The organism is Pseudomonas sp. GW821-FHT03A09 (assembly GCF_059421065.1).
Genome location: NZ_JBWKUX010000011.1, coordinates 47,058 through 72,931, shown reverse-complemented (window position 1 = coordinate 72,931; position 25,874 = coordinate 47,058). Strand labels below are relative to the sequence as shown.

Below are 25,874 nucleotides of genomic sequence, written 5' to 3'. Positions count from 1 at the left end.
AACTCAAGATGAATTTTTCCAAGTTCTTCATTTCGCGGCCGATCTTCGCAGCAGTGCTCTCGCTGTTGATCCTGATCGCCGGTGCGATCTCGCTGTTCCAATTGCCGATCAGCGAATACCCGGAAGTGGTGCCGCCGACCGTCGTGGTACGCGCCAACTTCCCGGGCGCCAACCCCAAAGTCATCGGTGAAACCGTGGCCGCTCCCCTGGAGCAAGCCATCACTGGCGTCGAGAACATGCTGTACATGTCCTCGCAGTCGACCGCCGACGGCAAGCTGACCCTGACCATCACCTTCGCCCTGGGCACCGACCTGGACAACGCGCAGGTGCAGGTGCAGAACCGTGTGACCCGGACTCAGCCGAAGCTGCCTGAGGAAGTGACGCGCATCGGTATCACCGTGGACAAGGCCTCCCCCGACCTGACCATGGTTGTGCACTTGACCTCCCCGGACAAGCGTTACGACATGCTCTACCTGTCCAACTACGCCTTGCTCAATGTGAAAGACGAGCTGGCCCGCCTGGGTGGTGTAGGTGATGTGCAGTTGTTCGGCATGGGCGATTACTCCCTGCGTGTGTGGCTGGACCCGAACAAGACCGCTTCGCGTAACTTGACCGCTACCGATGTGGTCACCGCCATTCGCGAGCAGAACCGCCAAGTGGCCGCGGGTGCCTTGGGTGCGCAACCTGCACCGACGGCTACCAGCTTCCAATTGTCGGTGAACACTCAGGGCCGCCTGGTGACTGAGGAAGAGTTCGAAAACATCATTATTCGCTCCGGCGATAACGGTGAAATCACGCGCCTGAGAGACATCGCACGGGTGGAACTGGGTTCCAACCAATATGCCTTGCGCTCGTTGCTCAACAACCAGCCGGCGGTGGCGATCCCGATCTTCCAGCGCCCAGGTTCCAATGCGATCCAGATCTCCAACGAAGTTCGCAGCAAGATGGAAGAGCTCAAACAGAACTTCCCGGAAGGCATGGATTTCAGCATCGTCTATGACCCGACTATCTTCGTGCGTGGCTCCATCGAAGCGGTCGTGCATACCCTGTTCGAAGCACTGATCCTCGTGGTGCTGGTGGTGATCCTGTTCCTGCAGACCTGGCGCGCCTCGATCATTCCATTGGTGGCGGTACCGGTATCCTTGATCGGTACGTTTGCGGTGATGCACCTGTTTGGCTTCTCACTCAACGCGCTGTCGCTGTTCGGTCTGGTACTGGCCATCGGTATCGTGGTGGACGACGCCATCGTGGTGGTGGAGAACGTCGAGCGAAATATCGAGCTGGGCCTGGACCCCTTCCCGGCCACCGAAAAAGCCATGAGTGAAGTGACCGGCCCGATCATCGCGACGGCGTTGGTGCTGTGTGCGGTGTTCATTCCTGCGGCCTTTATCAGCGGCTTGACCGGGCAGTTCTATAAGCAGTTCGCGCTGACCATCGCGATCTCCACCGTGATCTCGGCGTTCAACTCGCTGACCTTGTCGCCGGCCCTGGCTGCGGTATTGCTCAAAGGTCATAACGCACCGAAAGACGGTTTCTCCAAGTTCCTCGACAAGTTGCTGGGTGCCTGGTTGTTCAAACCCTTCAACCGCTTCTTCGACAAGGCCAGCCATGGTTACGTCGGCACCGTGCGTCGCGTGATTCGCGGCAGTGGTATCGCGCTGTTCCTGTACGCCGGTTTGATGGTCTTGACCTGGCTGGGCTTTGCCCATACGCCGACCGGTTTCGTGCCGGCCCAGGACAAGCAATACCTCGTAGCCTTCGCCCAATTGCCGGACGCCGCGAGCCTGGACCGTACCGAAGACGTGATCAAGCGCATGTCCGATATCGCCCTGAAACAACCGGGCGTGGAAAGCGCCGTGGCCTTCCCGGGCCTGTCGATCAATGGTTTCACCAACAGCCCGAACAGCGGCATCGTGTTCGTGACCTTGAAGCCGTTCGATGAACGTAAAGACCCGAGCATGTCCGCTGGTGCGATTGCCGGTGCACTGAACGGCAAGTACAGCAGCATTGAAGAGGCCTACATGGCGATCTTCCCTCCGCCGCCGGTACAGGGCCTGGGTACGATCGGCGGGTTCCGTCTGCAGATCGAGGACCGTGGCAACCTGGGTTATGACGAGCTGTACAAAGAAGTGCAAAACGTCATCACCAAGAGCCGTACCACGCCTGAGTTGTTCGGCCTGTTCACCAGCTACACGGTCAACGTACCTCAGGTCGATGCTGCTATCGACCGCGAAAAGGCCAAGACCCACGGCGTGGCGATCAGCGACATCTTCGACACCCTGCAGATTTACTTGGGTTCGCTGTATGCCAACGACTTCAACCGCTTTGGCCGGACCTACCAGGTCAACGTGCAGGCTGACCAGCAATTCCGCCTGGATGAAGACCAGATCGGCCAGTTGAAAGTGCGCAACAACAAAGGCGAGATGATTCCGTTGGCGACCTTCATCAAGGTCAGCGACACCTCGGGCCCGGACCGTGTGATGCACTACAACGGCTTTATCACCGCTGAAATCAACGGCAACGCCGCACCGGGCTACAGCTCTGGCCAGGCTCAGGCGGCGATTGAAAAACTGCTGAAAGAGGAACTGCCCAACGGCATGACCTATGAGTGGACCGACCTGACTTATCAGCAAATCCTCTCGGGCAACACCGCGCTGTTCGTGTTCCCGCTCTGCGTACTGCTGGCGTTCCTGGTACTGGCCGCCCAATACGAAAGCTGGAGCCTGCCGTTGGCAGTGATCCTGATCGTACCGATGACACTGCTGTCGGCCATTACCGGGGTGATCATCTCGGGCGGCGACAACAACATCTTCACCCAGATCGGCCTGATCGTACTGGTGGGCCTGGCCTGTAAGAACGCGATTCTGATCGTCGAGTTTGCCAAGGATAAACAAGCGGAGGGTCTCGACCCACTGGCTGCGGTATTGGAAGCCTGCCGTCTGCGTCTGCGACCAATCCTGATGACCTCGTTCGCCTTCATCATGGGTGTGGTGCCACTGGTGTTGTCCAGCGGTGCCGGTGCCGAGATGCGTCATGCCATGGGCGTGGCGGTGTTCTCCGGCATGATCGGGGTGACCTTCTTCGGCCTGTTGCTGACGCCAGTGTTCTACGTACTGATCCGTCGCTATGTGGAACGCGGCGAAGCGCGCAAAGCGGCCAAGGCCTTGAAGCTGGAGACACAGCAATGAGCATGAAAGTATTTTTGCCGAGCTTGCTGGTACTGGCGCTGAGCGCCTGTGCCGTGGGCCCGGACTACAAGACCGAGAAACTGGAGGCGGCCAATATCACGGCCGCCGCCGACACCAAGAGTTATGACCATGCCAAGTACGAAGGCATCTGGTGGCAGCAGTTCGACGATCCGACCCTTAACCAACTGGTGACCCAGTCGTTGAGCGGTAACCGTGACCTGCGTGTAGCGTTCGCCCGTCTGCGGGCGGCACGGGCGATCCGTGATGACGTCGCCACCGACATCATGCCGGTGGTGACTTCGCGGGCCAGCAGCGATGTGGGCAAAGGCCAGATCCCGGGCCAGACCACCAAACGTGTGAACAGCGAGCGCTACGACCTCGGCCTGGATATGGCCTGGGAAGTGGATTTGTTCGGCCGCATTCGCCGCAACCTGGAAGCCAGTGACGCTGACCAACAGGTCGCTGAAGCCGACCTGTACCAATTGCAAGTCACCATGATTGCCGAGTTGGTGGATGCCTACGGTCAACTGCGCGGCGCCCAACTGCGTGAACGCATCGCCCTGGACAACCTGAAGAACCAACAGGAATCGCGCACCATCACCGTCAGCCTGCGGGATGCCGGTGTGGGTGATCAGCTCGATGTGGAACGCGCCGACGCCCGCCTGGCCGCCGTTGAAGCCAGCGTGCCGCAACTGCAGGCCGAGCAAGTGCGCGAGCGCAACCGCATCGCCACCCTCCTCGGCCAGCGCCCTGACAAGCTGACCGTGGACCTGAGCCCGAAAGACCTACCGGCGATTGCCAAGGCATTGCCGATTGGCGATCCAGGGCAACTGCTGCAACGTCGCCCGGACATCCTCAGCGCCGAACGCAAACTGGCTGCCGCCACCGCGCGCATCGGCGTAGCCAAGGCTGACCTGTTCCCACGGGTCAGCCTCAGCGGCTTCCTTGGCTTTACCGCCGGGCGTGGTTCGCAGATCGGCTCAGCGGCCGCCAACGCCTGGTCCCTCGGCCCGAGCATTACCTGGGCCGCGTTTGACCTGGGCAGCGTGCGCGCGCGTTTGCGCGGCGCGAACGCCGAGGCCGATGGCGCCCTGGCGACCTATGAGCAGCAAGTGTTGCTCGCGCTGGAAGAATCGGAAAATGCCTTCAGTGATTACGGCAAGCGCCAACAACGTCTGGTCTCGCTGATCCGCCAAAGCGAATCCAGCCGCGCCGCCGCCGACCTCGCCGCGATCCGCTACCGCGAAGGCACCGTGGACTTCCTGGTACTGCTCGACGCCCAACGCGAACGCCTGGCCGCCGAAGACTCCCAGGCCCAGGCCGAAGTGGATTTGTATCGCGGCATCGTCGCGATCTACAAGGCACTGGGCGGTGGCTGGCAGCCGGATACGGTGGTGGCCAGCGCCAAGTGATGTAAAGAGCTCCTTTGGTTGGTCGCATCCAGCCAATTTTTAGCCCTGCGGTCCATTCGGTCGCGGGGCTTTTTTTTGGCCTGTGCAGACGTAAAGGGTTGAATCAGATTCTCGGGTTCAGAATACCTTCCCCCTCAGGCGTCAACGCCTTGAAAAACGGTCCGTCCGCTTTGATTTGTGCCAACGCATACAAGGCGCGTGCGAGCCTGCCATTGCCATCGCCGTAGGGATGAAAACGGACCGCTGCCGCAAACAGACCGTCCGCCAGAGGCAGCTTGCCTTCACGTGCACTCTGAGAAAGTTTTGGCAGTAGCTTCTCGAACCCCGCGTGCGCGATCCCCGACGCCATATAGATCGGGTCACTGCTGGAGCGGAAGTCACGATAAGGCTCACCTGGCCCGGGTTTGTAGATCTGCGTATGGATCTCATCGATCGTGTGAATGTCAGTCAGGTCGGCGTCTCTGTGATGCAGCAACACCTCACGAACCTCATCCGCCGTTAAACCATTGGAGCGACTCGTACCGACAATCCACTTCGCCGCCATTTCTTGTGGATTACCCAGTTTGAGCTCGCGTGGGACAACCGGTGGTTTGTCCAATAAGGATTGTATGGCGGCATTGGTCGCACTCAAGCGGGTTCGGTCCTGTGCCAGACGACGCAAACCATGGCCCACCTCTCCCTGCAGCCCCCCCCAGACAAAACGCTGGCGCGGGACGCCAAGACCGTCCAGCCTGAGGTTGTCACGAATGGTTTGAACAACGGTGGCTTTATCGGTGGCGCCCAGCAGCGCCTGGGCGTCATTACTTAGCAACAGTCGGTTTACCAGATAGTCGAACTTGTCCTTGTCCGACAGTGCACCCCAGGTTTTCGGACCCAGCAACTGAAGTCCTGGACTATCAATAGCCTGGAGCGCCGGTGCAGGGCTGGACACGGATACTGGAAGGCTGCGATGGCGGTTCGAAATATCCTGAGCGTTCACGCGAGCAATCTCCCGTTGTGGTGTGTTCACTTTGCCCAGAGGCGAAAGGACGGACTCTACACTGGGTTGCGCGAGGGGTGGCTTGCTCCAGCCATAACTAAGTATGTGGCCGCCTTCGATAAACTGGTTAGGTCCGGGTGCGGAAAAATCTGAAAAGGCTGTCTCTGCCGAACGGAGATTGGAAAAGTCCTTGTATTTGCTTAACGCCTTGCTCATAGCGGACTGATAGGCCTGCATCAATGCCGGCTCCGGCAGGATCATCGGGTCTGTCAACGAGGGCATGCCTTTATTGGCAAACTGCGGCGCCGTCAGGTCGAACGCGTAGGTCTTGCCCTGGAACGCGCCTATAGGTAAGAAATGGTTGAATACGCCGTCCGGGTTGCGCGAACTCCAGATCAGCATCGCTCGAAACTTGATGTTTTCAAACCCATGCGCCCGCATGAACTCGGCGACAATTTCCGAGGTTTTTGCGCACTCACCTGCGGGGGCCATGAAGGCATTGTCCAGCTTCGGATTGGCGCGCAATTTCTCCATGAAACCGCGCATCTCAACGGGTAGCTCTCGCGGCGGGTTGGCCTCAATCTGTCGAAATGGCTCGACTCGGGTATCCATAACAGGCGCACTTTCGGGCGCCACAGGTACGCGGGATGGTGGCGTTTTAACTATTGTCGCATGAGGTGACAAACGTGATTCGGAGGTTTTGACGAGGGCCATGAACCCGTTGTTGTTGGTGTCCTGGAGATGCGCCAACGCATAGAGTGTCCTTGCCAATGGATCGTTATTTTTCGCCATGGGCTGAAAACTCTGGGTCAACGCAAACAACCATTCCGCTCGGGACAGTCCGGTTGGAGCGTCAGGGATGTTCAGGTGGTTTGCAAACGCGCCATGAGCGATATCAGACCCCATCTGACCGGCTTCTCCACTGAGGCGAACCCCTCCTTCGGAAGTCCCCGTAATTGCCCGGTGAATATCATCAATAACACTGATCCTACTCAAATCGGCCTGCTGAAACTGAGCGATAACCTGCTGCAAACGCCCTTCCGGTATCCTGATGCTACTGGACATCGCAATCCACCCTGCCGCCCTCTGCTCGGGTGGCCCACTGACGGCGCGCGTCTCAATAACAGGCGGCCGCTTACGCAGTTGCTTTATAAACTGGCCTACTGAATCGAGACGTTTTGAATCAGCTTCAAGCGATGCTTTTGCAAGATTGATTTCAGTACGTTCGCTCTTCCAACTCATCGTTCCCGTGGTATCCCGTCGCAGATTATTGGCAATTGACTGACTGACAGCCTGCTCATTGGTCTGCACGATCAACTTCTTACCGATGCTGGTGGCCATTAACTTATTCGATAAGTAACTGACCTTTTGTACATCCGCCATTTGGTTCCAGGTCGGTAGTTTTCCTGCGGCCCCTTGAATTCCTGTCGCCACTCCTGATGCAACAGCATGGCTGCCGGTATTAGACGGGGCCGCACCACTAGGGTGTAACGCAGGCATATTTGACGGCGCGTGGGAAGCCGAAGATCCGGGTCTAAAGTGGATCCCGTATTTTCTTTCCAGCACCTCTTTTATCATGCGAAGCGTGTCAGGCCGAATGATGTAATCCTTGGTAAAACGCTGATAATTGACCACCGAGGCCAATGTATTTGCCCCCTTTACTCCGGCTATCGCCAAAGGAACACTGCTTAAAACAGCCGTTGAAATAAGAGAAATCCAAGCAGCCTTTTCGGCCGCATCTCGCTCCGTCGGATCGTCGCTGATGTCAGCTGTCAACGCTTGGAGGCCTGCGCTGGAAAGCCCCAGGCCAGTCGCATACATCATCGATTTGAGTAAGGCGCCGGTTCCGGGAGCGCCGACCATCAATAAAAGACCTTGGCTCTTCGAAATTTCTTTGAGGGTATTCAGCGCTTCGAGCCCGAAGTGCTCCCAATCCGTAAAAATCAACGTATCGATATCCGATTCGACACGTGCCATGTTTGCCCCGAATAAGGAGGTGCTCAACTGCTGAAGGTTTTCTTGGGGCGTAAAGGTCAGTGGTTTTATATTGACACGGCCACCGTTCCTGCCCATGCCTATTTGAACATTTGTCGACATCTGTGTTCGGGTGACTTCATACGCTTGTGGATTCCTGGCTGCCTTGAGTTGCTCAATTTTATACGGATCCAGCTTTTGAATTTTTCATCCGCTGGATAAACAGGCATGACTTCTTTTTGAGGTGCCCCGAACTTCCAATAGGCATTATTTTTTTCATTGATGTAAAAACACTTGTCGTCATCCACACTGCACAAAACTGCCGTCTGCCCTTGGGTTACAGCAAACACGCCGCTGACCTTCGCGCCATGAAAGTTAACCTCGGACGCCCTTAGCTCTCCATTCAAGAATCGACTCATCAACCCGTGGCCGGGGTGGTTAACGGGAGTCGCCAATAGATAATTCAATGCTGCATTCTTGACCCTGCCCTCATAGTAATTTACCCAACTTTCCTCTAAGCCTGGCCGAGCTTTATAAGCGGAGAGGTTTGCGTCCAATTGGTCCTTCAGTGAACCTTTATCGATAAAGTCCACTACCCGCTGATGGGAAACACTGGAAACCTTGAAGACCTGACCGTGCTGTCCGCGCATTAACCTTATATCGTTCAAGTAAGTGCCCGTGACGACTTCCTTGAGAGTGAAGTCTTTATTCCGTGCTACTGGGGACGTCAGGTGATAATTCGGATTAGCCGGCTGCGCTTCCTTGTACCAAACACTTATCGTGCTGTTAGGTAGCAGACTCAGGGTCTCTCCCGTCTGAGTTTCAAATGCCTTGATACGCTGAATGATGATTTCGTCCAATGCAGCAGATGGATCCACAATGGGCGCATAAAGGTTGGTCATCCAAAACACGGCATCTTTAATGGCCGTTTCCAGACCCCTGGCCATTTTTTTCTCATAGGTCGCTTGAAGCTCAGTTTCCTGAATTTCGAAACGCTGCAATCCCGTTGCAATCGCCCGTGCCAGCGTGTTGTCATCCACAGCGCCACCGATGCCTCCAGCGTTTCGGACGAGCTCACCATAGGTCTGATTTTTACCTTCGACGGAGCGCTCCAGAATTGAGACAACTGAACCTATCCGTGCACCATAAAAGTTACCCTCATCAGCACTGCGAGGGGAGCGTGACTTCACAGCGTCAAACTGATCCAGCAACACTTGCCCAATCAACACGTCAGGGTGATCAGGCATCGACTGATCGAGTGCAGTGTCCACCTCGGCATCCAATAGAGGCAAACGGTCGCTTGAATGGGAGAGTGCCTCTATGTCCTTGAGCCCAGGTGATGGTGGTAGAAACCAGTCGTTGTAGAATGTGGTGACAAGGCCATATACAGCCAGTGCCCCCAGTGCCTGTACTGGATTTTGCTCAATGACGTCACTCATCCGTTGCGTCAGCAAAACCCCATTCCCAAGCAACCAGCCGCCCAGAGCACCGGCCAGACGTTGCATGTCGGGGGTGTAGTCTTGCGCCTCGGTAGGCGCTGTAGTTCCACGGTACACATCGTTGGCGACCATCGCGTACCCACCGGACGTCGGCGGACGGGCTTGGCCGAGCATGTCGTTGAGCAGGACTCTGACTTCCTCCAACTCTGCGCCTTCGGCGCCCGGCAGGCTCAACGCGGCATCGATTCGGCTCAGCACCTGCCGGGTTTGGGAAGTAAACCGCTCCAGCCATTGTTTATCCGCAGGGGCAATCTCTGCGTGTTTTTCCCGTAGATCGTCGACAACATTTGTGCCGTGGTCTACTGCGGCCATCCGCAACGCATCTTCGTGGTACATCTGCGCCTGGTTGACCTGCAACAGGCTGGGCCGCACACATCTGTTGTGGTACATGCCCTTGACCGCATCAGTGGCATCCAGAATTCCCTGCCCCACCTGCTGTAACCCCAAATAGGTCTGCACTTTGAACAGTGGCAATAGCGGCGCCGTGTCCTTTGCCAAGGTTTCGCCGACATCGATGGCGAAGGCAAACTTGGCGGACTCGAAACGCTCTCTCAAGCGATTGATATGGACGTTCACCGCGGCGGCCTTATCGACGGTGAGCCCACTCAGGCCGTCCTCAGCGTCCATCAGCTGTTCACCCATTTGCGCGAGCGCTTCAGCCTTGGCGAGGGGAATATAACGTTTGTTCAAGCCCGCTAACCGCTCTTTGGCTTTCCACGCCTGTTGCAGGGACCGGTTGGGAATATGCCCAGGCTTATGCCCTGACCCCGCCATTTGCACACTGACCAACAGGTCCTTGATTTTCTGGCCAGTGCTGAGCGGGCGTGGCCTAACGTCTTCATAGCCCGCTCGCAACATATGGTGTTGGTAGGCGTCGAACTCACGTTTTATCTGGGTGCGTAATTGCTTGAGCTCGTTGCCGAGTGTTTCGCTTTCCTTGCGAGGCGTTGCATTCGGGGTCACCGGCGACTGCGCCACGGCAACATTACTTGGCTGTTGTTCACCGGCGGTGAGGACTTGAGAGGTTATCAACTGCGGCATCTGACAGGCTCTTCAGCAAGGAAGGAGTCTGAGGATTGCGGATTGAGCGCTTGGCTCCTATCGGATTAGTCGCAGTGCCTTGTGGGCCCTCCCTCAATCAGTGCCATCCAAAATCAGGCTACGGTAGTGCCCGGGGTTGGAACCAGCCCACTTACGAAAGGCTTTGTAGAACGAACTGGTATCGGCGAATCCAAGCCGCGCGGCGATCTCGGCAAAACTGATCTGCGGTTCAGCCAGCCAGATAATCGCCAACTCCTTGCGCACGCTGTCCTTGAGGCCTTGGTAGGTCTGCCCTTCTTCTGCCAGTCGGCGACGCAAGGTTGAGGCAGAGATGCACAGGCTGACGGCGAGGCCTTCGGTTTCCGGCCAGGTATCGGGGGGAAGTTGGCGCAGGTCGTGCTTGACGCGGGTGGCGAGGCTGTCGGGATCGCGGTACTTGACCAGGATATTGGCAGGTGCGTGGGCCAGGAAACGCTTGAGTTCTTCCGGGGTACGCTTGATCAGCAGGTCGAGGCAGTCGGCAGAAAAGATCATGCGCGTGCGTGGCCGATCAAAACGCAGGTTGTCGGAAAACATCACCCGGTAATCGTCGCAAAAATCCGGCTGCGAACAACGCAACTCAATCGCCAGGATCGGAATGCGTCGCCCCGCCAGCCAGCACGCCACGCCGTGGACAATCATCCAATAGGTAAAGTAGGTGAACGCTCGATTGGGTTCAGCGTCGGGCTCAAGCAACACAATCTCCGCCAGGCTTTGCTGGCGCACCAGTTGCGCCGGCATGCGCTGCAACATCAGCGACAGAAACCCCAACCCGGTTTCCAGACCACCGGCCAGCGTCGGTTGCGCCATGGCGGCGCGGCAGAGAAACGCCAGGCTGCCGGACTTGAGCGTGCGCGGGTCCATGCCAAAAAACTCATCGTCCATGCACCTCGCCAGCCATCGCCACAACCGTGCGTACGCCATCGCTGGCACACGGGCATCGGGTTGCTCCAGCCATGCCGGATCGATACCGACCTTGCTCAATACTTCGGCAATCGCCATGCCGGGCACGTAGCTCTGCAGCAATGCCTCACGCACGAGATGGATGGAGATGGTGTCTTTTTCCGCCATGGGAATGGGCTATTCAACTGTGCATGAACGAGGCGAGCATCATAAAGGCGGTTGCGCTTCGCCACCACCGTTCAGCCGTAGTTCAGCAAAGGTCAATATTTCTTGTTTAGCAATGAGTATCATTATGTTACAAATTAGCACCCTCTCCAGTCTTGATGCGGTGCCGAATGCTTGTTCCCTTTTTAATCATGCTGCGCGAAGGCATTGAAGCCGCATTGATCGTTGGCATCATCGCCAGTTACCTGCAACAGACCGGTAGAGGCCAATGGATGCCCGCCGTATGGATCGGCGTGTTTCTCGCGGCGGCCCTGGCCCTGCTGGTGGGCGGTGGCCTGGAGCTGGTCAGCGCGGAATTCCCGCAAAAACAACAGGAACTCTTCGAAGGCGTCGTCGGCCTGATCGCCGTGGGTATCCTCAGTTCCATGGTGTTCTGGATGCGCAAGGTGGCGCGCTCCATCAAGCACAGCCTGCATGAATCCCTCGACCATGCACTGGCCGGCTCCAAACACCAGGTGTTCGCGCTGATCGCCATGGTGTTTTTCGCAGTCGCCCGTGAAGGCCTGGAAACAGTGTTCTTCCTGCTGGCCGTGTTCCAGCAGAGCGAAGACCCCGGTGCGCCGATCGGTGCCCTGCTCGGCCTGATCCTGGCGATTGTGGTCGGCTTCCTGATCTATTCCGGCAGCATGCGCCTGAACCTCGGCGCGTTCTTCCGCTGGACCGGCCTGTTCATCCTCGTGGTCGCCGCTGGCATCCTCGCCAACTCGGTGCAGGCGCTGCATGAAGCCGGTGTGTGGAACCACCTGCAAACCGTGCTGTTTGACTTCAGCGCCGCGCTGCCGATGGACAGCCCGCTGGGCTCGGTACTGGCGGGCATGTTCGGTTACCAGGAGGCACCGACGGTCAGCACCCTGGGCGCTTACCTGATTTATCTGGTGGTGGCCCTAGTGATGTTCTTCCTGCCCTCGCCCCCCGCCAAACCTGTTGCCAAACCTTCTTCCGCCTCCAGTCAGTAAGGGCCCAATCTTGTCCAACCCAACCCCTCAACCGACCCCGCCCTCCCGCGCCTTGCGCTGGGCGGTGGCCGGCTCGGTGGTCGTGATGATCGCCGCCGGTGGCCTGTTCTACTACGCCTCACAGCTGGCCGCTGCCAAGCGCCAGATCAACCACAACGAAATCGCCGTGACTATCCACGGGCACGCTTGCGAACCCAACGAGCTGACCGTACCCGCCGGGCGCGCGAGCTTTCGTATCATCAACCGTTCCGACCGGGCGGTGGAATGGGAAATCCTCGACGGTGTGCTGGTGATCGAGGAGCGGGAAAACATCGCGCCCGGCTTGAGCCAGGTGATCAACGCCAACCTGTTGCCCGGTGACTACGCGATCACCTGTGGCCTGCTGAGCAACCCACGCGGCATCTTGCACGTAACGCCCACGGCCGAGTCCGACGCCCAAGCCAAGGCCAAGCCGTCGATGGTGGCGTTTATCGGCCCGCTGTCGGAGTTCCGCGTGTACCTCAGCGGCCAAGGCAGCGCGCTGGTCAAGGCCGTGACCGCCCTGCAGCAAGCCATTGAGGCCGGCGACCTGGCCCAGGCACAAGCGCTCTATGTGCCAGCCCGCGAGGCTTACCAACGACTGGCGCCAGCCTCCCAGCGCCTGGCCGAACTGGACAACGCCATCAACGCCCGCGCCGATTACTTTGAAAAGCGTGAGCAAGATCCAGCATTCAGCGGCTTCCACCGCCTGGAGTACAGCCTGTTCCAACAGCGCAGCCTGGATGGGCTGGCTCCGGTCGCCCAACGCCTGGTCACTGACGTCACCGGCCTCAAGCAACAATTGCTGGCCCAATCGCTGCCGCCGGAGCAACTGGTGAGCATCGTGGTGCGCAACCTCAACAGCCTGGCGGATGTACGCGCGCTGAGCGGTGAGGAAGAACGCTACAGCCATGTCGATTTGAACGGCTTTGCCGCCAACCTGGAGGTCGCCCGCAAGGTGACCGACCTGATGCGCCCACTGCTGACCAAGTCCGCCCCCGACCTGTTGCCCAAGGTCGATAGCGCGCTCGATGCGTTCGATACCGAACTCAATGGTTTCAAAGTCGACGGCCAATTCAGCCGCTACGACAGCGTCACGGCCGATCAGCGCAAGCAGATCGCCGACAAGGCCAAGGCTCTGGCCGTTGCACTCGATGGAATCGACCCCGCCCTTGGCCTCTCCGGCCTGCAGTGAAGACGACCGCACACATGAGTGATAAAGAACACACCAACCTTCAGCGTCGCCGCGTTCTGTTGGGCATGGCGGCCACTGGCGCAGCCATTGCCGGCAGCAGCCTGGCCTGCCCGGCCATGGCCGCTGCGGCGGAGCAAGTCACCACCGCACCGCGCAGCGACAAGACCCAGGACCACCACGATTTCTTCGGCAAGCACCAGACCGGTATTGTCACCCCGCGCCCGGCCTGCGGCATGCTGGTGGCGTTTGACGTGCTGGCCAGCGACCGTGAAGACCTGGAACGGCTGTTCCGCACCTTGAACGAGCGCATCCATTTTCTGATGACCGGCGGCACGGTGCCGCAAGTCGACCCGAAATTGCCGCCGACAGACTCCGGCATTCTCGGCCCGGTGGTGACACCAGACAACCTGACCATCACCGTGTCGGTGGGTGAATCACTGTTCGATGAGCGCTTCGGCCTCACAGCGGTAAAGCCCAAGCGCCTGAGCCGCATGGTCGGTTTCCCCAACGATGCATTGGAACCGGCGCAGTGTCATGGCGATTTGAGCCTGCAGTTTTCCTCCAACACCCCGGACACCAATATCCACGCCTTGCGCGACATCGTGAAGAACCTGCCTGACCTGCTGCTGGTGCGCTGGAAACAGGAAGGCAGCGTGCCGCCCCAAGCGCCCGCCAAACCCGGGGAACCGGCGCAGAGTGCACGCAACTTCCTCGGCTTTCGGGATGGCTCGGCCAACCCGAACTCCAACGATGACAAAGCCATGGACCAGATCGTGTGGGTGCAGCCCGCCAGCGACGAACCCACCTGGGCCGTCAATGGCAGCTACCAGGCGGTGCGGATCATCCGCAACTTCGTCGAGCGCTGGGACCGCACCCCGCTGCAAGAGCAAGAGAGCATCATCGGCCGCGTCAAACCCACCGGCGCACCCATGGGCGGCCAACACGAAACCCAGGTCCCGGACTACAGCAAAGACCCGGAAGGCAAGTTGACCAAGCTCGATGCCCACATCCGCCTGGCCAACCCACGCACCCCGCAGACTCAGGCCAACCTGATCCTGCGCCGGCCGTTCAACTACTCCAACGGCGTCAATAAAAACGGTCAGCTGGACATGGGGCTGTTGTTCATCTGCTACCAGGCTGACCTGGAGAAAGGCTTTATCAGCGTGCAAACCCGGCTCAATGGCGAGCCCCTGGAGGAATACCTCAAGCCGGTCGGCGGCGGGTACTTCTTCACCTTGCCGGGCGTCACCGGGCCCAAGGATTTCCTCGGGCGCACGCTGCTCACGGCTTCGCACCTTCAAACCACTGCCAATACCTGAATAAAACAAACCCAAGAGCGGATAAGCCCCATGAAGAAGTCGTCTATCGCGTTGTCGTTGTTAATGACCCTTTCGCCGCTGGCAGCCTTCGCCGCCACCGCGCCGCTGGACTTGGTAGGCCCGGTATCGGACTACAAAATCTACGTCACCGAAGAAATCGGTGAACTGGTCACCCAAACCCAGGCGTTCACCGACGCCGTGAAGAAAGGCGACCTGGCCACCGCCAAGAAGCTCTACGCGCCGACCCGTGTGCACTACGAGTCCATCGAGCCGATCGCGGAGCTGTTCAGCGACCTCGACGCGTCCATCGACTCCCGCGTCGACGACCACGAGAAAGGTGTTGAAGCCGAGGACTTCACCGGCTTCCACCGCATTGAATACGCGCTGTTCTCCAAGAACACCACTGAAGGCCTGGGTACCCTCGCCGACAAGCTGAATAGCGACGTCAAGGACCTGCAGACCCGTGTCGCGGGCCTGACCTTCCCACCAGAGAAAGTCGTTGGCGGCGCCGCCGCGCTGCTCGAAGAAGTTGCGGCCACCAAGATCTCCGGCGAGGAAGACCGCTACAGCCACACTGACCTGTATGACTTCCAGGGCAACGTCGACGGCGCTAAGAAAATCGTCGACCTGTTCCGTGGCCAGATCGAGAAGCAAGACAAGGCGTTCCTGACCAAGGTCGACAAAAACTTTGCCACCGTGGACAAGATCCTGGCCAAGTACAAGACTCAGGATGGCGGCTTTGAGACCTACGACAAGGTCAAGGAAAACGACCGCAAGGCCTTGGTGGGGCCGGTCAATACATTGGCCGAAGACCTGTCTACCCTGCGTGGCAAGCTGGGCCTGAACTAAAACGCGCATAAAAAGACCCGGGGCCTTTGCAGGTGCCCGGGTCTTTTTTTGCCTGTTGACTCAGTTCGATTACAGGATTCGGTAGAGCAACCGTTCAATCCGCACACGGCTGACCCGCCGCAGGAACTTGCCCACGGCTTGCGGGTAATCCACCAGGCTTTGCAGAGCCTGATAACGTTCGATTCGCGTGGTGTGCTGGAAAATCTGCGCCAACTCCGCACCTCGTGGCGCCAGCCATTGACCCTGCGGGTCATCAATCAGCAAGCCGTTTTCCAAATCGAGACGAAACGCCCGCGGGTTGAGATTATTCCCCGTCAGCAAGGTGTAGCGCTGATCGACCCACATCCCCTTGAGGTGGTAGGTGTTATCGCCGTCGCGCCACAGGTGCAGGTTCAACTGGCCGCTGTCGATCATCGGCTGATGGCGCTTGGCAAAGCGGCGCAGGCTGATTTCGTACAGATACGGCAGTGCTGCGATCACCTTGAACGGTTCGCTGGGCGGGATGTAGAAGTCGTTGGCGGTTTTGTCACCGACAATGATGTCGATCTTCACGCCCCGCGCCAGGGCGCGATTGATTTCCCGGGTGACCGGCAGCGGCAGGTTGAAATACGGTGTGCAGATGGTCAGATGATGCTGGGCACTGGCGATCAACTCCAGGATCACTCGACTCAAGGGGTTGTTCTTGCCAACGCCCAGCAGAGGGCTCACCGACAGATGGCCGTTGGGCAGTTGCCCGGCAGTGGTGTCATACGCCGCGTGCTTCAAACGACTGCGCAAGTCACCGATATCGTTACGCAGGCTGCGGGTGGTCGGCGGGTTGGGCAGGTCCAGGCGGTGCACGGCCTTGGAAGCCACCAATCCATGCTCGACCAAGTGTTGCATCGAATCCGCCAGCGGCTTGCTGTGGATCAGGTGATAACGATCGAAACGGTACTTGTCGAACTTGTGCAGGTACACATTGTTCAGGCTCGCGCCGCTGTACAGCACACTGTCATCGATCACAAAGCCCTTGAGGTGCAGCACGCCGAACAGTTCACGGGTTTGCACCGGCACGCCATACACCGGCACTTCGCTCGCGTGGCTCTGGGTCATGGCCTGGTACCACGCGCTGTTACCGGGTTGCTTGCCGGCGCCGATCAGGCCGCGTTGCGCACGTAGCGAGTCGACCATCACCACAATATCCAACGCCGGCCGCGCAGCCTTGGCGGCATGCAGCGCATCGTAGATCTCCTGCCCAGCTTCGTCCTGCTGCAAATACAGCGCAACGATGTAGATACGCCGAGTGGCCTGGGGAATCTTTTCCAACAGGCAACGCCGGAACGCCTCGGCGCCGGACAGCACTTCAATGGCGTCAGGGGTCAGTGGAAAACCGCGAAGTTTGGGCAACAAGGAGCGTTTGAAGAACGACGGCATAAGGCTCGCAATGGGTCGAATCCGAAGAGGCCCCGAGCTTACACCATGGGGGTGCTCAGGTCTCGTTGTCGCGCATGGAAAAAAGTTAATTGACCAAGAAGAACGATCGTTCTACTGTTAGCAGTATGAACGATATGACTCCCAGCGAAACCCGCGACATTATTCTCGACGTCACCGAAAAGTTGATCTACCGCCACGGCATTGCCGCCACCGGCATGGATTTCCTGGTGAAGACTGCCGGCGTGTCGAGAAAAAGCATCTACCGCTACTTCGCCAACAAGGACGAGTTGGTGATCGCGGCGTTGCAGCGCCGCGATGAGCGTTGGATTCACTGGCTGCGCACTGAAGTGGAACGCAGCCAAGACAGCGGCGAGCGCCTGTTGGCGCTGTTCAGTGCGCTGAAAGTCTGGTTTGCCTCGGCGGACTTTCGTGGCTGCGCCTTTATCAACACCAGCGGCGAAACCGGCGACGCACAAGACCCGGTGCGGCTGCTGGCCAAAGCCCATAAACAGAAACTGTTCGAGTACGCACTTGAACTGTGTGAAGCACATGGCACTCCCGATCCGAAACAGCAGGCCGCGCAACTGCTGATCCTGATTGATGGTGCGATTACCGTTGCCCTGGTCATGGGCGATTCAACAGCCGCTGATAATGCGCAATGCATGGCGCGAACGTTATTGGGACTTTAGAACGCATAAACCTGGCAACTTTCAACAACCCTTATTGTGTCAAGGAGCTGCCCGATGTCACTTACTTCTGAAACACGGCCACCGTTGCCCCCTTTTACCCGCGAGTCGGCCATCGAAAAAGTACGCCTGGCCGAAGACGGCTGGAACTCCCGCGATCCACAACGCGTCTCCCTGGCCTACACCCTCGATACGCAGTGGCGTAACCGCGCCGAATTTGCCCACAACCGTGAAGAGGCCAAGGGGTTCCTGACTCGCAAATGGGCCAAGGAGCTGGACTACAGGCTGATCAAGGAATTATGGGCATTTACCGACAACCGAATCGCGGTGCGGTACGCCTATGAATGGCACGACGACTCCGGTAACTGGTTCCGCTCCTACGGTAACGAGAACTGGGAGTTCGACGAAAACGGCCTGATGGCCAACCGTTTTGCCTGCATCAATGATCTACCGATCAAGGAAAGCGAGCGCAAGTTCCACTGGCCGCTGGGACGACGCCCGGATGATCATCCGGGGCTTTCAGACCTGGGGCTGTAAACGACTGTACTTACCCTGTCACAGAAAAACGCTTGTAGTGAGCGGGCTTGTCCCGCTCACTACAGAGGCACACGCTCAGTCCTGGTTCAGGCCAACTCGATACAACACGCCATCATCCTCATCGGTCAGCACGTACAGATAGCCGTCCGGCCCTTGCCGTACATCCCGGATGCGTGCTTTCAAGCCACCCAGCAAGCGCTCCTCATGGATCACCTTGTCGCCATCGAACTGCAGGCGAATCAGTTCCTGGCTGGCCAAGGCGCCGATGAACAAGTTGTGTTGCCACGGTTTGAAACGATCGCCGTCATAAAACGCCATGCCACTGATGGCCGGTGATTTTTCCCAGACATGATGGGGCGCCACGGTGCCTTCCACCGTCTTGCCCTTCGCCTCGGGAATCGGTGTCAGCGAATAGTTGATGCCATGGGTCGCCAGCGGCCAACCGTAGTTCTTGCCACGTTCGATGATATTGATTTCATCACCACCGCGCGGCCCATGCTCGTTTTCCCAGATCGTGCCGCTCCACGGGTTCATGGCCAGCCCCTGCGGATTACGCTGGCCGTAGGACCAGATTTCGGGGCGCACGCCTTGCTGGCCGACAAAGGGGTTGTCGTCCGGCACGCGGCCGTCCGGGAAGATCCGCACCACCTTGCCTTGCAGCTTGTCCAGGTCCTGGGCGGTCGGACGGTCGTTGTTTTCACCCAAGGTCACGAACAGGTAGCCATCACGGTCAAACGCCAGGCGCGAGCCGAAGTGATTGCCGGTCGACAGCTTGGGCTCTTGGCGCAGGATCACCTTGAAGTCCTTCAAGCCGCTCAAGTCGTCGGCCAGACGCCCACGCCCCACGGCAGTCCCGGCCTTGCCCCCCTCACCGCCGCCTTCTGCGTATGACAGGTACACCATGCGGTCCTGCTTGAAATCCGGTGACAGCACCACATCGAGCAAACCGCCCTGCCCCTTGGCCCACACCTGGGGCACGCCGGTCAGCGGCGCCGACAGTTTGCCGTCCGGGCTGACGAAGCGCAGGTGGCCGGGGCGCTCGGTCACCAGGAAACCTTGTTTATCCGGCAAAAATGCCACTGCCCAAGGATGATCAAGCCCCTTGGCAATCGCCGTGGCGGTGATGCTGCCTTGCTCGCTGGGAAATTGTTGGGCGTCAGCCGCGAACACGGCCGTCAGTGGAAGTAGCGAAGTTGCGCAAACAGCGGCCAGCAGGGTTTTACGTAGAAACATAAGGCGTCGTCCTTACCGGCGATTGCCGTTGGCATCATAGGTGGGGGCTTTGGTGTCGGTCGCGGGGCGGCTGGGGGCGGTATCGCGCTGGGGATATCGATTGCCGATACCGCCGTTTTCCACCGTCGGCGCGGCGCGGCTCGGGCCGGTCTGAACGCCGCGAGCGGCTGGCGCATTGGGCGTGGTGCCCTGCATGCTGTTGGGGTTGGCTCGATGAATAGGGCTGTTGTTGGTATCAAAGCTGCCAGGCAGATTTTGCGCCTGGGCCAAGGGGATCAGCGCCAGGCCCACGGCCAGCGCTGCAAAATGACGTACACAACGGTTCATGACGATGCCTCTCTGGAGCGGAAGACGCGTACTTTCGATAACACGCTACGCCCAGGGTTCGGCATTCGTAACTAAATACTTTCTCATCAGGTGTAACACGATCTGTCCGCGCATATGCCCATCGAAATTTTTCCAGTCGTGCTCTGGCCACCAGAGCACCGGCACAGCCAAGTCAAAGCCGTGCAGGCACTGCAAAATGTTCGATATCGGGCACAGCCAGGACTCAGATCAGAATGAAGATCAGCGCCAGACCTGCAAAGATCGCCCACTTTTCCAGGTAGTAACGTGCGCGGTTGCGTTTTTTAAGCTCCTTGCCACGCAAGCGAATCTTGTACAGGCGGGTAAAGGCTCGGTTCAAGCCACCGGTCTTGTCGCCATCATCGTTAGGCGAGCCCGCAGCAGCCATCACGTTGCGGCTGAACCAACGGTTGAACGCTGCCGCCCAGCGATACTTCATCGGGCGCTCGATATCACAGAACAGAATGATACGGTTCTGCTCGGTGGTATTTTCTGCGTAGTGGATATAGGTCTCGTCAAACATCACCGGCTCGCCGTCACGCCAGTAATAGCTCTCGCCGTCCACGTTGATGTAGCAACCCGGATCATTGGGTGTATCCAGGCCAAGATGGTAACGGTAGGAACCGGCGTACGGATCACGGTGGCGCACCAGCTTGGACCCCGGTGGCAACTCGGCGAACATGGCCGCCTTGATGGAGCCGATGCTCTGTACCAACTCGGTAGTACGCGGGCACAGCTTCATCGCCGATGGGTGACTATCGCCGTACCACTTGAGATAGAAGCGCTTCCAGCCCGACTTGAAGAACGAGTTGAAACCCACGTCGTTGTATTGGTCCGAACGCTTGATTGCCCCGGCCTGCATCAGGTTCTGGCCTTCCTGACGGATTTCTTCCCAATGCTCCTGCAGCGGGCTCAGGTCCGGAAAGTCACTGGCTGAAAGGAAAGGACGGCTTGGCTGCTTGGAGAACAAGTAAAGAAAGCAGTTGATCGGCGCCAGGAACGTCGAGTGATCGCTAAGCTGGCGGCCCAGCTTGTGCCGCACCCGGCCACGCAGGTGGACATACGCAATGGAGGCAACGTAGAGAGCAACAATGATGAGTTTCAAGGGATTCGTCACAAGTCAGGGAGAGAACAGGCTGCTCCTGCCAGCCCACAACGGCCGAGGATGAATGCAGCACCTGAAATCACAATTCACAAACAGGTGACACTCGCGACAAGGAAAATCCTACAGCGTGTGAACACCGACCGTCATTTAGCCACAGTTTGTAACCAAAGGTTAACTAAGAATTGTGAAAAGCTGTCCACTGAATGTGCTGGGGGCCAAGCTGATAGGCCCCAGCCCCCTCTCGAATTACAACTGCTGATCGTCCTTACGCTCCCGACTGGAAACCCTACTGTCTTCCAACGGCGCATAAGACAAGGCCCGACGATGGGCGAGTACGAAGTGTCGGATCAACGCCGCCACTAAGCCCAGCAACATGCCAACAACAAGGCTGATCGCGATGATCATCAATTTCTTGGGTTTGATGGGCGCCAATGGCTCTTGGGCACGACGATCAATGGTGACCAACTTGAGACTGCTCATGTCGATGTTGAGCGCACGTAACCTGGCGACTTCAGCCCGAAGCGAATCGACGTCTTTCAGGAAAATATCTTCGTTGCCACGTTTTTTCAGAATCTCAACCTCGCGATTGGATTCAAGTAACTGGAGCTCCTTGCCAATTTCAGCAACGCGGGTATTGGTAAAGTCATCGCTGGTGCGTTGTTGCAACGCTATTCGCTCGGCCTCCAAGGCTTCAGTACCCATAAAGTACAGCGGAATCTTCTGATTGTTGACTTCGGTGCGCATCACTTGGGAGGAACCTGTACGCGTGGCGTCCGCCATGGAGGAAGGGGTAGTAGGCGTTTTGATACCCATGGACTTGGCAATAGAGATAGCTTCGGCAAGCTCTGCCAGACGATTGGTGCGCTCCATCTTCATCTGCAAGCGCAGCGCGCTAAGCTCATCCTGCAGTTGGGCACGCTTGAGCCTGTCAGCCTCAAGCAGCTTGGCGATCTTTGATTCCTTTTCGGTTTCGTAATTGGCACGGGCCGCGTCAATCTTGCCTTTGAGTTCTGTCAGGCGGTTATTGACGATCACTTTGAGGTCCGCGCCGACTTGCTCACGTTCGGCAGTAATTGCGTAATCGACAAAGCCGTTGAGGATGGCGACACCATTGACGTCCGTCGGATATTGCAATTCCAGACGGATGTAATTGCTCAGCGAGTCTGATTTCTTCGGGTCTGGCAGGATCAGATTGACGGCATTGCGATTGAACTCTTCAAAACTCTGCTCCAGGCTTTGCCCAGGCTTTTGAAAAGCCTTGAACAACTCCTCGTGGTCCTTGAAGAAGCCCAGGCGCGCGTCATAGGACTCCAATTGCGCACCGACCTTTGCCAATGCATCTGAAGGCGGCAGCTTATAGACTTCGGAGCGATTCAGGGCATCCAGTTCGTTGATAGCCGCTGGCCGTAGAACGCTGCTTACCTCATACGTCTTAGGCGCCAAGAAGGCATAGCCAGCACCTAATATCCCCGTCAGAAAAGTACAACCGACTATCAGCTTTTTTTGCCGCCAAATGGCATTAAACAACTCAAACAGATCAATTTCATCGGAAGTTGCAGAAGACACGAGCGGGGAAGTTCGATTCAAAATTAAAACACCTTAATCCGATACTAAAAGGCCATCAGCTTTGAAGCCAGGGAGCTTCAAAATCTGGAAAACGCCCTGAATGCGACTGACCAGTGGCAATCTGACCACTCAGTTTGGTAAAAAATCCCACACTGATCGATTGTTTCAGCTCTATTTCAGGCAGAACGAACTGCGCTATACGTGTTGTAGGAATAACGCAGTTATCAGCGTAGTCAATACAACATGAAAAAGCTGTCAAATCGCTGTCTTTTAAAGAAAAATTCCCACACGCCGTCCGATTTAATCTTCACACCCGATACAAATAGCCCCTTCAACATTCAGAAAAAGGATTTTTGCATGTCATCAATTTCCGACTACCACGCCCTCCAAGGTGCTTGGGAGCAGACCGCACTTGAAGATAATGGCGTCCTCAATCCGCCAGACGCCCACAGCGCGCCAGGCGCCATTACCACTATCGCCGGGGACAGGTTTGAAGTGACGACGGTCGATGGCAATATTTTGCTGGCTGGCCGGTTTTCCCTGGACACGCACACCACGCCCAAAAGCATTACCTGGGTCGATTCCATCGGCGATGACGCGGGCAAGCAGCTACCCGCCAGCTACCAACTCGACGGGGATCATTTTGTATTTATCGCTGCTGATGAGGGCATGCCCAGGCCTACGGTATTCAGTACCGGCCTGGGGCAAACCATGCGCACGTTTGTGCGGCGCCGTTGAATGAGTGCATATCCGAATACTCGACAGCGTTTTCACATGGCCTTCACTTTCCGAGCGATACGTTAAAGCGTACCTACTCCAGTGAATCACCAGTGAATCCCTTAGCCCGCCTCTCGCGGGCTTTTTTTGCCCGCGGGAAACCTGATCAGGCAGGAAGCTTGGTCGCGGTCAGGGTGAAACACAGTGGCAATTGCGCGTGCTGGTGTTCGTACTGGTCATACAGTTCTTCACGATTGGAATGCGGGTACTCCTGCAAATGGCCAATCTGCAGTTGCGCCGCAATCGCCCCGCTCACCACACTCCCCAGCGTATGCACAAACCAATACGAGGTCGGACCGTCAACGGTGCCCTGCCCCTCGTAGACAATGGACTCTTGCAACACAAAGGGATCGCGCTGGAAGTACGAGCTGGCCGGCAGCATTGGGTTGGTTGCCAGGGGGTCGAATACTTCAAGGAACGGATGGGTTTCGTACATCACCAGAACACCGCCGGGCTTTAGCGTACTGGCGACATGACGCATGAACAGCGCCACATCCGGCATCCAGCCCAATACGCCAATGGTCACGAGGGCCACATCAAACTGCCCCATCAGATGCTCAGGCAGGTGGTGAATGTCGCTCTCAATGAACTGTGGGCAATGGGGCGAAGCATCACCGAGTTCCCGGGCTTGCTGGAGAAAGGCCCGGGATTGATCGACACCCACCACGGAACGCGCGCCCAAACCGAACAAGGACAGGCTCTCGCGCCCATTGTTGCAGCACAGTTGCACAACATCCTTGCCGGCGACGCCGACATCTTGCAGCAGCGTGGTAATCGTCGGATCAAGGCAGGAAAAGTCAGGGTGAACGACGGCTTCCAGCGTCGCCTTCCAAGTGGCCGTGTCTTTGTGCAGGCTGGCGGATTCATCCCAGGCGTGCTTATTACTGGTAATGGCCTGTTCGGCCGAGGGCATGTCCATTGCGGCTCCAGAAAGTCAGTGCAGCGGGGCTCGGAAAACAAGCCAGTTTTCGCGTGCAATACAACTGTCGCCTGACATATGCGACAATGCGCGCCAAATTCCGACACACATCCCCAATTTTTTGCTCAGCGACCGGGTTTCGCGCCTTGGTGTCGCTGTTGACGCATGTCTGAAGGCTCCAGCCGCCACGCTCGAAATCTATTGATAGGTAAAGTAATTGATCTCCACAGCTAACATCACCATGCGGCATGGAATGCCGTCATGTGATTAGCTGTGATCAGTGTTTATTGGGCCAAATCGTCATGAGTAAGCACCCGTAACGCACCGAAATGCACCCGTTGGTCCCAGATTTTGTCCCAACGGGGAAATTCCAACCCATGCCGAAACCGCATAACACCCTCCCCGGGCGTCCTGCCGAACGAACACAATCCCCCAATAAAAAGGCCAGCTCAAAGGCTGGCCCGTATCACTCTGCATCTACCGCTTTGTACAGCCCTACGCAGCAGCAGATTGGTTGACCTCTCAGCCAACCAGCCATGAAGTCATGGCTGACGAAACCTTTGACTTGCCATGATGGGAGTTCTCGGTGCGTAGTCCAGATAGCGGTGCCCGGCCCGAGCGCGTAGCCTATTTCGTAACGCTTATGGCTTTGGATATGGCGCAAGAAGGTATTCGATCAGGTAGGGCAGACGCCTCTTGCGAGACGCCCGCATGCAACAGGCAATCAACCCTTTTCCGGAGTCTACAGTTAAGGATTAACGGACAGCGACGGAGCACCCACTCTCAGGGAGACCACGGTGCAGTTGCCGCTCAGCGACTGGTTCGCACTGCTGAGGGCTTTGGTAGCAGGATCCCAGTTAACTAGGATGGAGGTTGGACCGCAGCTAGTGGTCGGGATCATCGATGTGATCTTGTAGGTGACATTGGTCATAGTGAGCCCTGTGACGCCACTAGTAGCACTCAGCACCCATGGCGGGAAAATAACGATGGGCTGCAAGGAGCAAAGGCCGCTCCCGGTAGCGTTTGCGTAATAGATCGTGGCCACGCCACCGACAACTTTGCCAGTGAAGGTAAAACCGCAAGTCACCGCAGCACCGAAGGAGGAAGGTGATTTAACGATAATATAGCCAGGGTCAGTGGTGAAGGGACCTTCCGGGCTGATCGACGCTGCGCCGGCCATCGAAGCGGCGACAAAGCACGCAGCGAAAGAAGTTGCACAACCGAGGGTTTTCAAGCGATTCATTGTTTTTCCTCACATGTATGGCGAATGATATCGCCGGGCCGCGAGGCTATGATCGAGAGGTCACCGTGAAACTGCAGAATCTCCCTTTCCAGCCAAGTCTCAATTCATTTTCTACATGTTAGGCCATGTTAATTTTTTCGGCCGTAAATGTAGGTCAGTGCACCACAGCCCGGACATACGCCTGGCACGCCCGCAGCGCAATCACTGCGTTATCCCCTGTGGCCTTATCCGCTTTAGCAGCCGAAAGGCCGCGTTTAGCTACGCGTTGTCGCGGTTACTGAGCGTAATGGTTCGAAAATTCATAACCCTGATTTACTCCCGGATCCAGTTTGCATGCAGGACAAGGGTAGTCAAGCATCCTCCCAGACTTTGTAGGATCAAGCTCAATATCTGATTGATAAATCCTACACAGATATAAGACCAATCCGAATCGGCCCCTTCGCCATTTTATCG

The 25,874-nt window shown here is 57.5% G+C and carries 19 protein-coding genes; 9 read left to right on the top strand and 10 right to left on the bottom strand.

Annotated features, from left to right (window positions below; all coding sequences use genetic code 11):
* The first annotated feature begins 8 nt into the window (after positions 1 to 8).
* Complete coding sequence (locus tag AC07V4_RS20055) at positions 9 to 3,188, top strand: efflux RND transporter permease subunit (protein WP_492636646.1); 3,180 nt, start codon at positions 9 to 11, stop codon at positions 3,186 to 3,188.
* Positions 3,185 to 4,600 (top strand): efflux transporter outer membrane subunit, encoded by a 1,416-nt coding sequence (locus tag AC07V4_RS20050; RefSeq protein ID WP_431750016.1) that lies wholly within the window; start codon positions 3,185 to 3,187, stop codon positions 4,598 to 4,600. The genes AC07V4_RS20055 and AC07V4_RS20050 overlap by 4 nt, the downstream gene beginning before the upstream one ends.
* A gap of 103 nt (positions 4,601 to 4,703) precedes the next feature.
* Here AC07V4_RS20050 and AC07V4_RS20045 read toward each other — a convergent pair whose 3' ends face one another.
* From AC07V4_RS20045 to AC07V4_RS20035, 3 genes are all read right to left on the bottom strand, one after another.
* Positions 4,704 to 7,676: a hypothetical protein gene (locus AC07V4_RS20045; RefSeq protein ID WP_492636645.1), complete on the bottom strand. Its 2,973-nt coding sequence runs from the start codon at positions 7,674 to 7,676 to the stop codon at positions 4,704 to 4,706.
* Positions 7,655 to 10,093 (bottom strand): hypothetical protein, encoded by a 2,439-nt coding sequence (locus tag AC07V4_RS20040; protein ID WP_492636644.1) that lies wholly within the window; start codon positions 10,091 to 10,093, stop codon positions 7,655 to 7,657. The genes AC07V4_RS20045 and AC07V4_RS20040 overlap by 22 nt, the downstream gene beginning before the upstream one ends.
* Positions 10,094 to 10,186: 93 nt before the next feature.
* Complete coding sequence (locus tag AC07V4_RS20035; protein WP_492636643.1) at positions 10,187 to 11,203, bottom strand: AraC family transcriptional regulator; 1,017 nt, start codon at positions 11,201 to 11,203, stop codon at positions 10,187 to 10,189.
* 167 nt (positions 11,204 to 11,370) lie between these two features.
* Here AC07V4_RS20035 and efeU point away from each other — a divergent pair, with 167 nt between their 5' ends.
* Genes efeU through efeO (AC07V4_RS20015) form a run of 4 tightly spaced genes read left to right on the top strand, consistent with a single transcriptional unit; the run spans position 11,371 to position 15,597 of the window.
* Complete coding sequence (gene efeU / locus AC07V4_RS20030; protein ID WP_492636642.1) at positions 11,371 to 12,216, top strand: iron uptake transporter permease EfeU; 846 nt, start codon at positions 11,371 to 11,373, stop codon at positions 12,214 to 12,216.
* Positions 12,217 to 12,226: 10 nt separating this feature from the next.
* Positions 12,227 to 13,429, top strand: coding sequence for an iron uptake system protein EfeO (efeO, locus tag AC07V4_RS20025; protein WP_492636641.1), 1,203 nt, complete (start codon positions 12,227 to 12,229; stop codon positions 13,427 to 13,429).
* 14 nt (positions 13,430 to 13,443) lie between these two features.
* Positions 13,444 to 14,748: an iron uptake transporter deferrochelatase/peroxidase subunit gene (gene efeB, locus AC07V4_RS20020; protein ID WP_492636640.1), complete on the top strand. Its 1,305-nt coding sequence runs from the start codon at positions 13,444 to 13,446 to the stop codon at positions 14,746 to 14,748.
* A gap of 30 nt (positions 14,749 to 14,778) precedes the next feature.
* Complete coding sequence (gene efeO / locus AC07V4_RS20015; RefSeq protein WP_492636639.1) at positions 14,779 to 15,597, top strand: iron uptake system protein EfeO; 819 nt, start codon at positions 14,779 to 14,781, stop codon at positions 15,595 to 15,597.
* A 69-nt stretch (positions 15,598 to 15,666) separates the two neighbouring features.
* On the opposite strand, the gene pssA is transcribed toward efeO (AC07V4_RS20015), so the two are convergent.
* Positions 15,667 to 17,010 (bottom strand): CDP-diacylglycerol--serine O-phosphatidyltransferase, encoded by a 1,344-nt coding sequence (gene pssA / locus AC07V4_RS20010; protein ID WP_492636638.1) that lies wholly within the window; start codon positions 17,008 to 17,010, stop codon positions 15,667 to 15,669.
* Positions 17,011 to 17,135: 125 nt separating this feature from the next.
* Here pssA and AC07V4_RS20005 point away from each other — a divergent pair, with 125 nt between their 5' ends.
* Positions 17,136 to 17,699, top strand: a complete 564-nt coding sequence (locus AC07V4_RS20005; protein WP_492636637.1) for a TetR/AcrR family transcriptional regulator — start codon at positions 17,136 to 17,138, stop codon at positions 17,697 to 17,699.
* 54 nt (positions 17,700 to 17,753) lie between these two features.
* On the top strand, positions 17,754 to 18,233 hold the full coding sequence (locus tag AC07V4_RS20000) for a nuclear transport factor 2 family protein (protein ID WP_431749309.1): 480 nt from the start codon (positions 17,754 to 17,756) through the stop codon (positions 18,231 to 18,233).
* A gap of 75 nt (positions 18,234 to 18,308) precedes the next feature.
* Here AC07V4_RS20000 and AC07V4_RS19995 read toward each other — a convergent pair whose 3' ends face one another.
* The 4 genes from AC07V4_RS19995 to AC07V4_RS19980 all read right to left on the bottom strand — a co-directional run bounded on the left by AC07V4_RS19995 (position 18,309) and on the right by AC07V4_RS19980 (position 22,503).
* Positions 18,309 to 19,466, bottom strand: a complete 1,158-nt coding sequence (locus tag AC07V4_RS19995; protein WP_492636636.1) for a PQQ-dependent sugar dehydrogenase — start codon at positions 19,464 to 19,466, stop codon at positions 18,309 to 18,311.
* 12 nt (positions 19,467 to 19,478) lie between these two features.
* Positions 19,479 to 19,793 carry a hypothetical protein gene (locus AC07V4_RS19990; protein ID WP_492636635.1) on the bottom strand — a complete coding sequence of 105 codons (315 nt, stop codon included), beginning with the start codon at positions 19,791 to 19,793 and terminating at the stop codon, positions 19,479 to 19,481.
* Between the two features lie 223 nt (positions 19,794 to 20,016).
* On the bottom strand, positions 20,017 to 20,916 hold the full coding sequence (gene lpxO / locus AC07V4_RS19985) for a lipid A hydroxylase LpxO (protein WP_492636634.1): 900 nt from the start codon (positions 20,914 to 20,916) through the stop codon (positions 20,017 to 20,019).
* A 246-nt stretch (positions 20,917 to 21,162) separates the two neighbouring features.
* Entirely contained in the window at positions 21,163 to 22,503 is a 1,341-nt protein-coding gene (locus tag AC07V4_RS19980) for an LPS O-antigen chain length determinant protein WzzB (protein ID WP_492636633.1), read from the bottom strand.
* 336 nt (positions 22,504 to 22,839) lie between these two features.
* Between AC07V4_RS19980 and AC07V4_RS19975 the strand changes: the two genes are divergently transcribed.
* Positions 22,840 to 23,220 carry a TIGR03067 domain-containing protein gene (locus tag AC07V4_RS19975; protein WP_492636632.1) on the top strand — a complete coding sequence of 127 codons (381 nt, stop codon included), beginning with the start codon at positions 22,840 to 22,842 and terminating at the stop codon, positions 23,218 to 23,220.
* 145 nt (positions 23,221 to 23,365) lie between these two features.
* Here AC07V4_RS19975 and AC07V4_RS19970 read toward each other — a convergent pair whose 3' ends face one another.
* Together AC07V4_RS19970 and praB are read right to left on the bottom strand one after the other, a co-directional pair.
* On the bottom strand, positions 23,366 to 24,178 hold the full coding sequence (locus AC07V4_RS19970; protein ID WP_492636631.1) for a class I SAM-dependent methyltransferase: 813 nt from the start codon (positions 24,176 to 24,178) through the stop codon (positions 23,366 to 23,368).
* Between the two features lie 748 nt (positions 24,179 to 24,926).
* A complete protein-coding gene (praB, locus tag AC07V4_RS19965; RefSeq protein ID WP_492636630.1) occupies positions 24,927 to 25,421 on the bottom strand; it encodes an alkane oxidation protein activator PraB in 495 nt (164 codons plus the stop codon).
* Between the last annotated feature and the right edge of the window lie 453 nt (positions 25,422 to 25,874).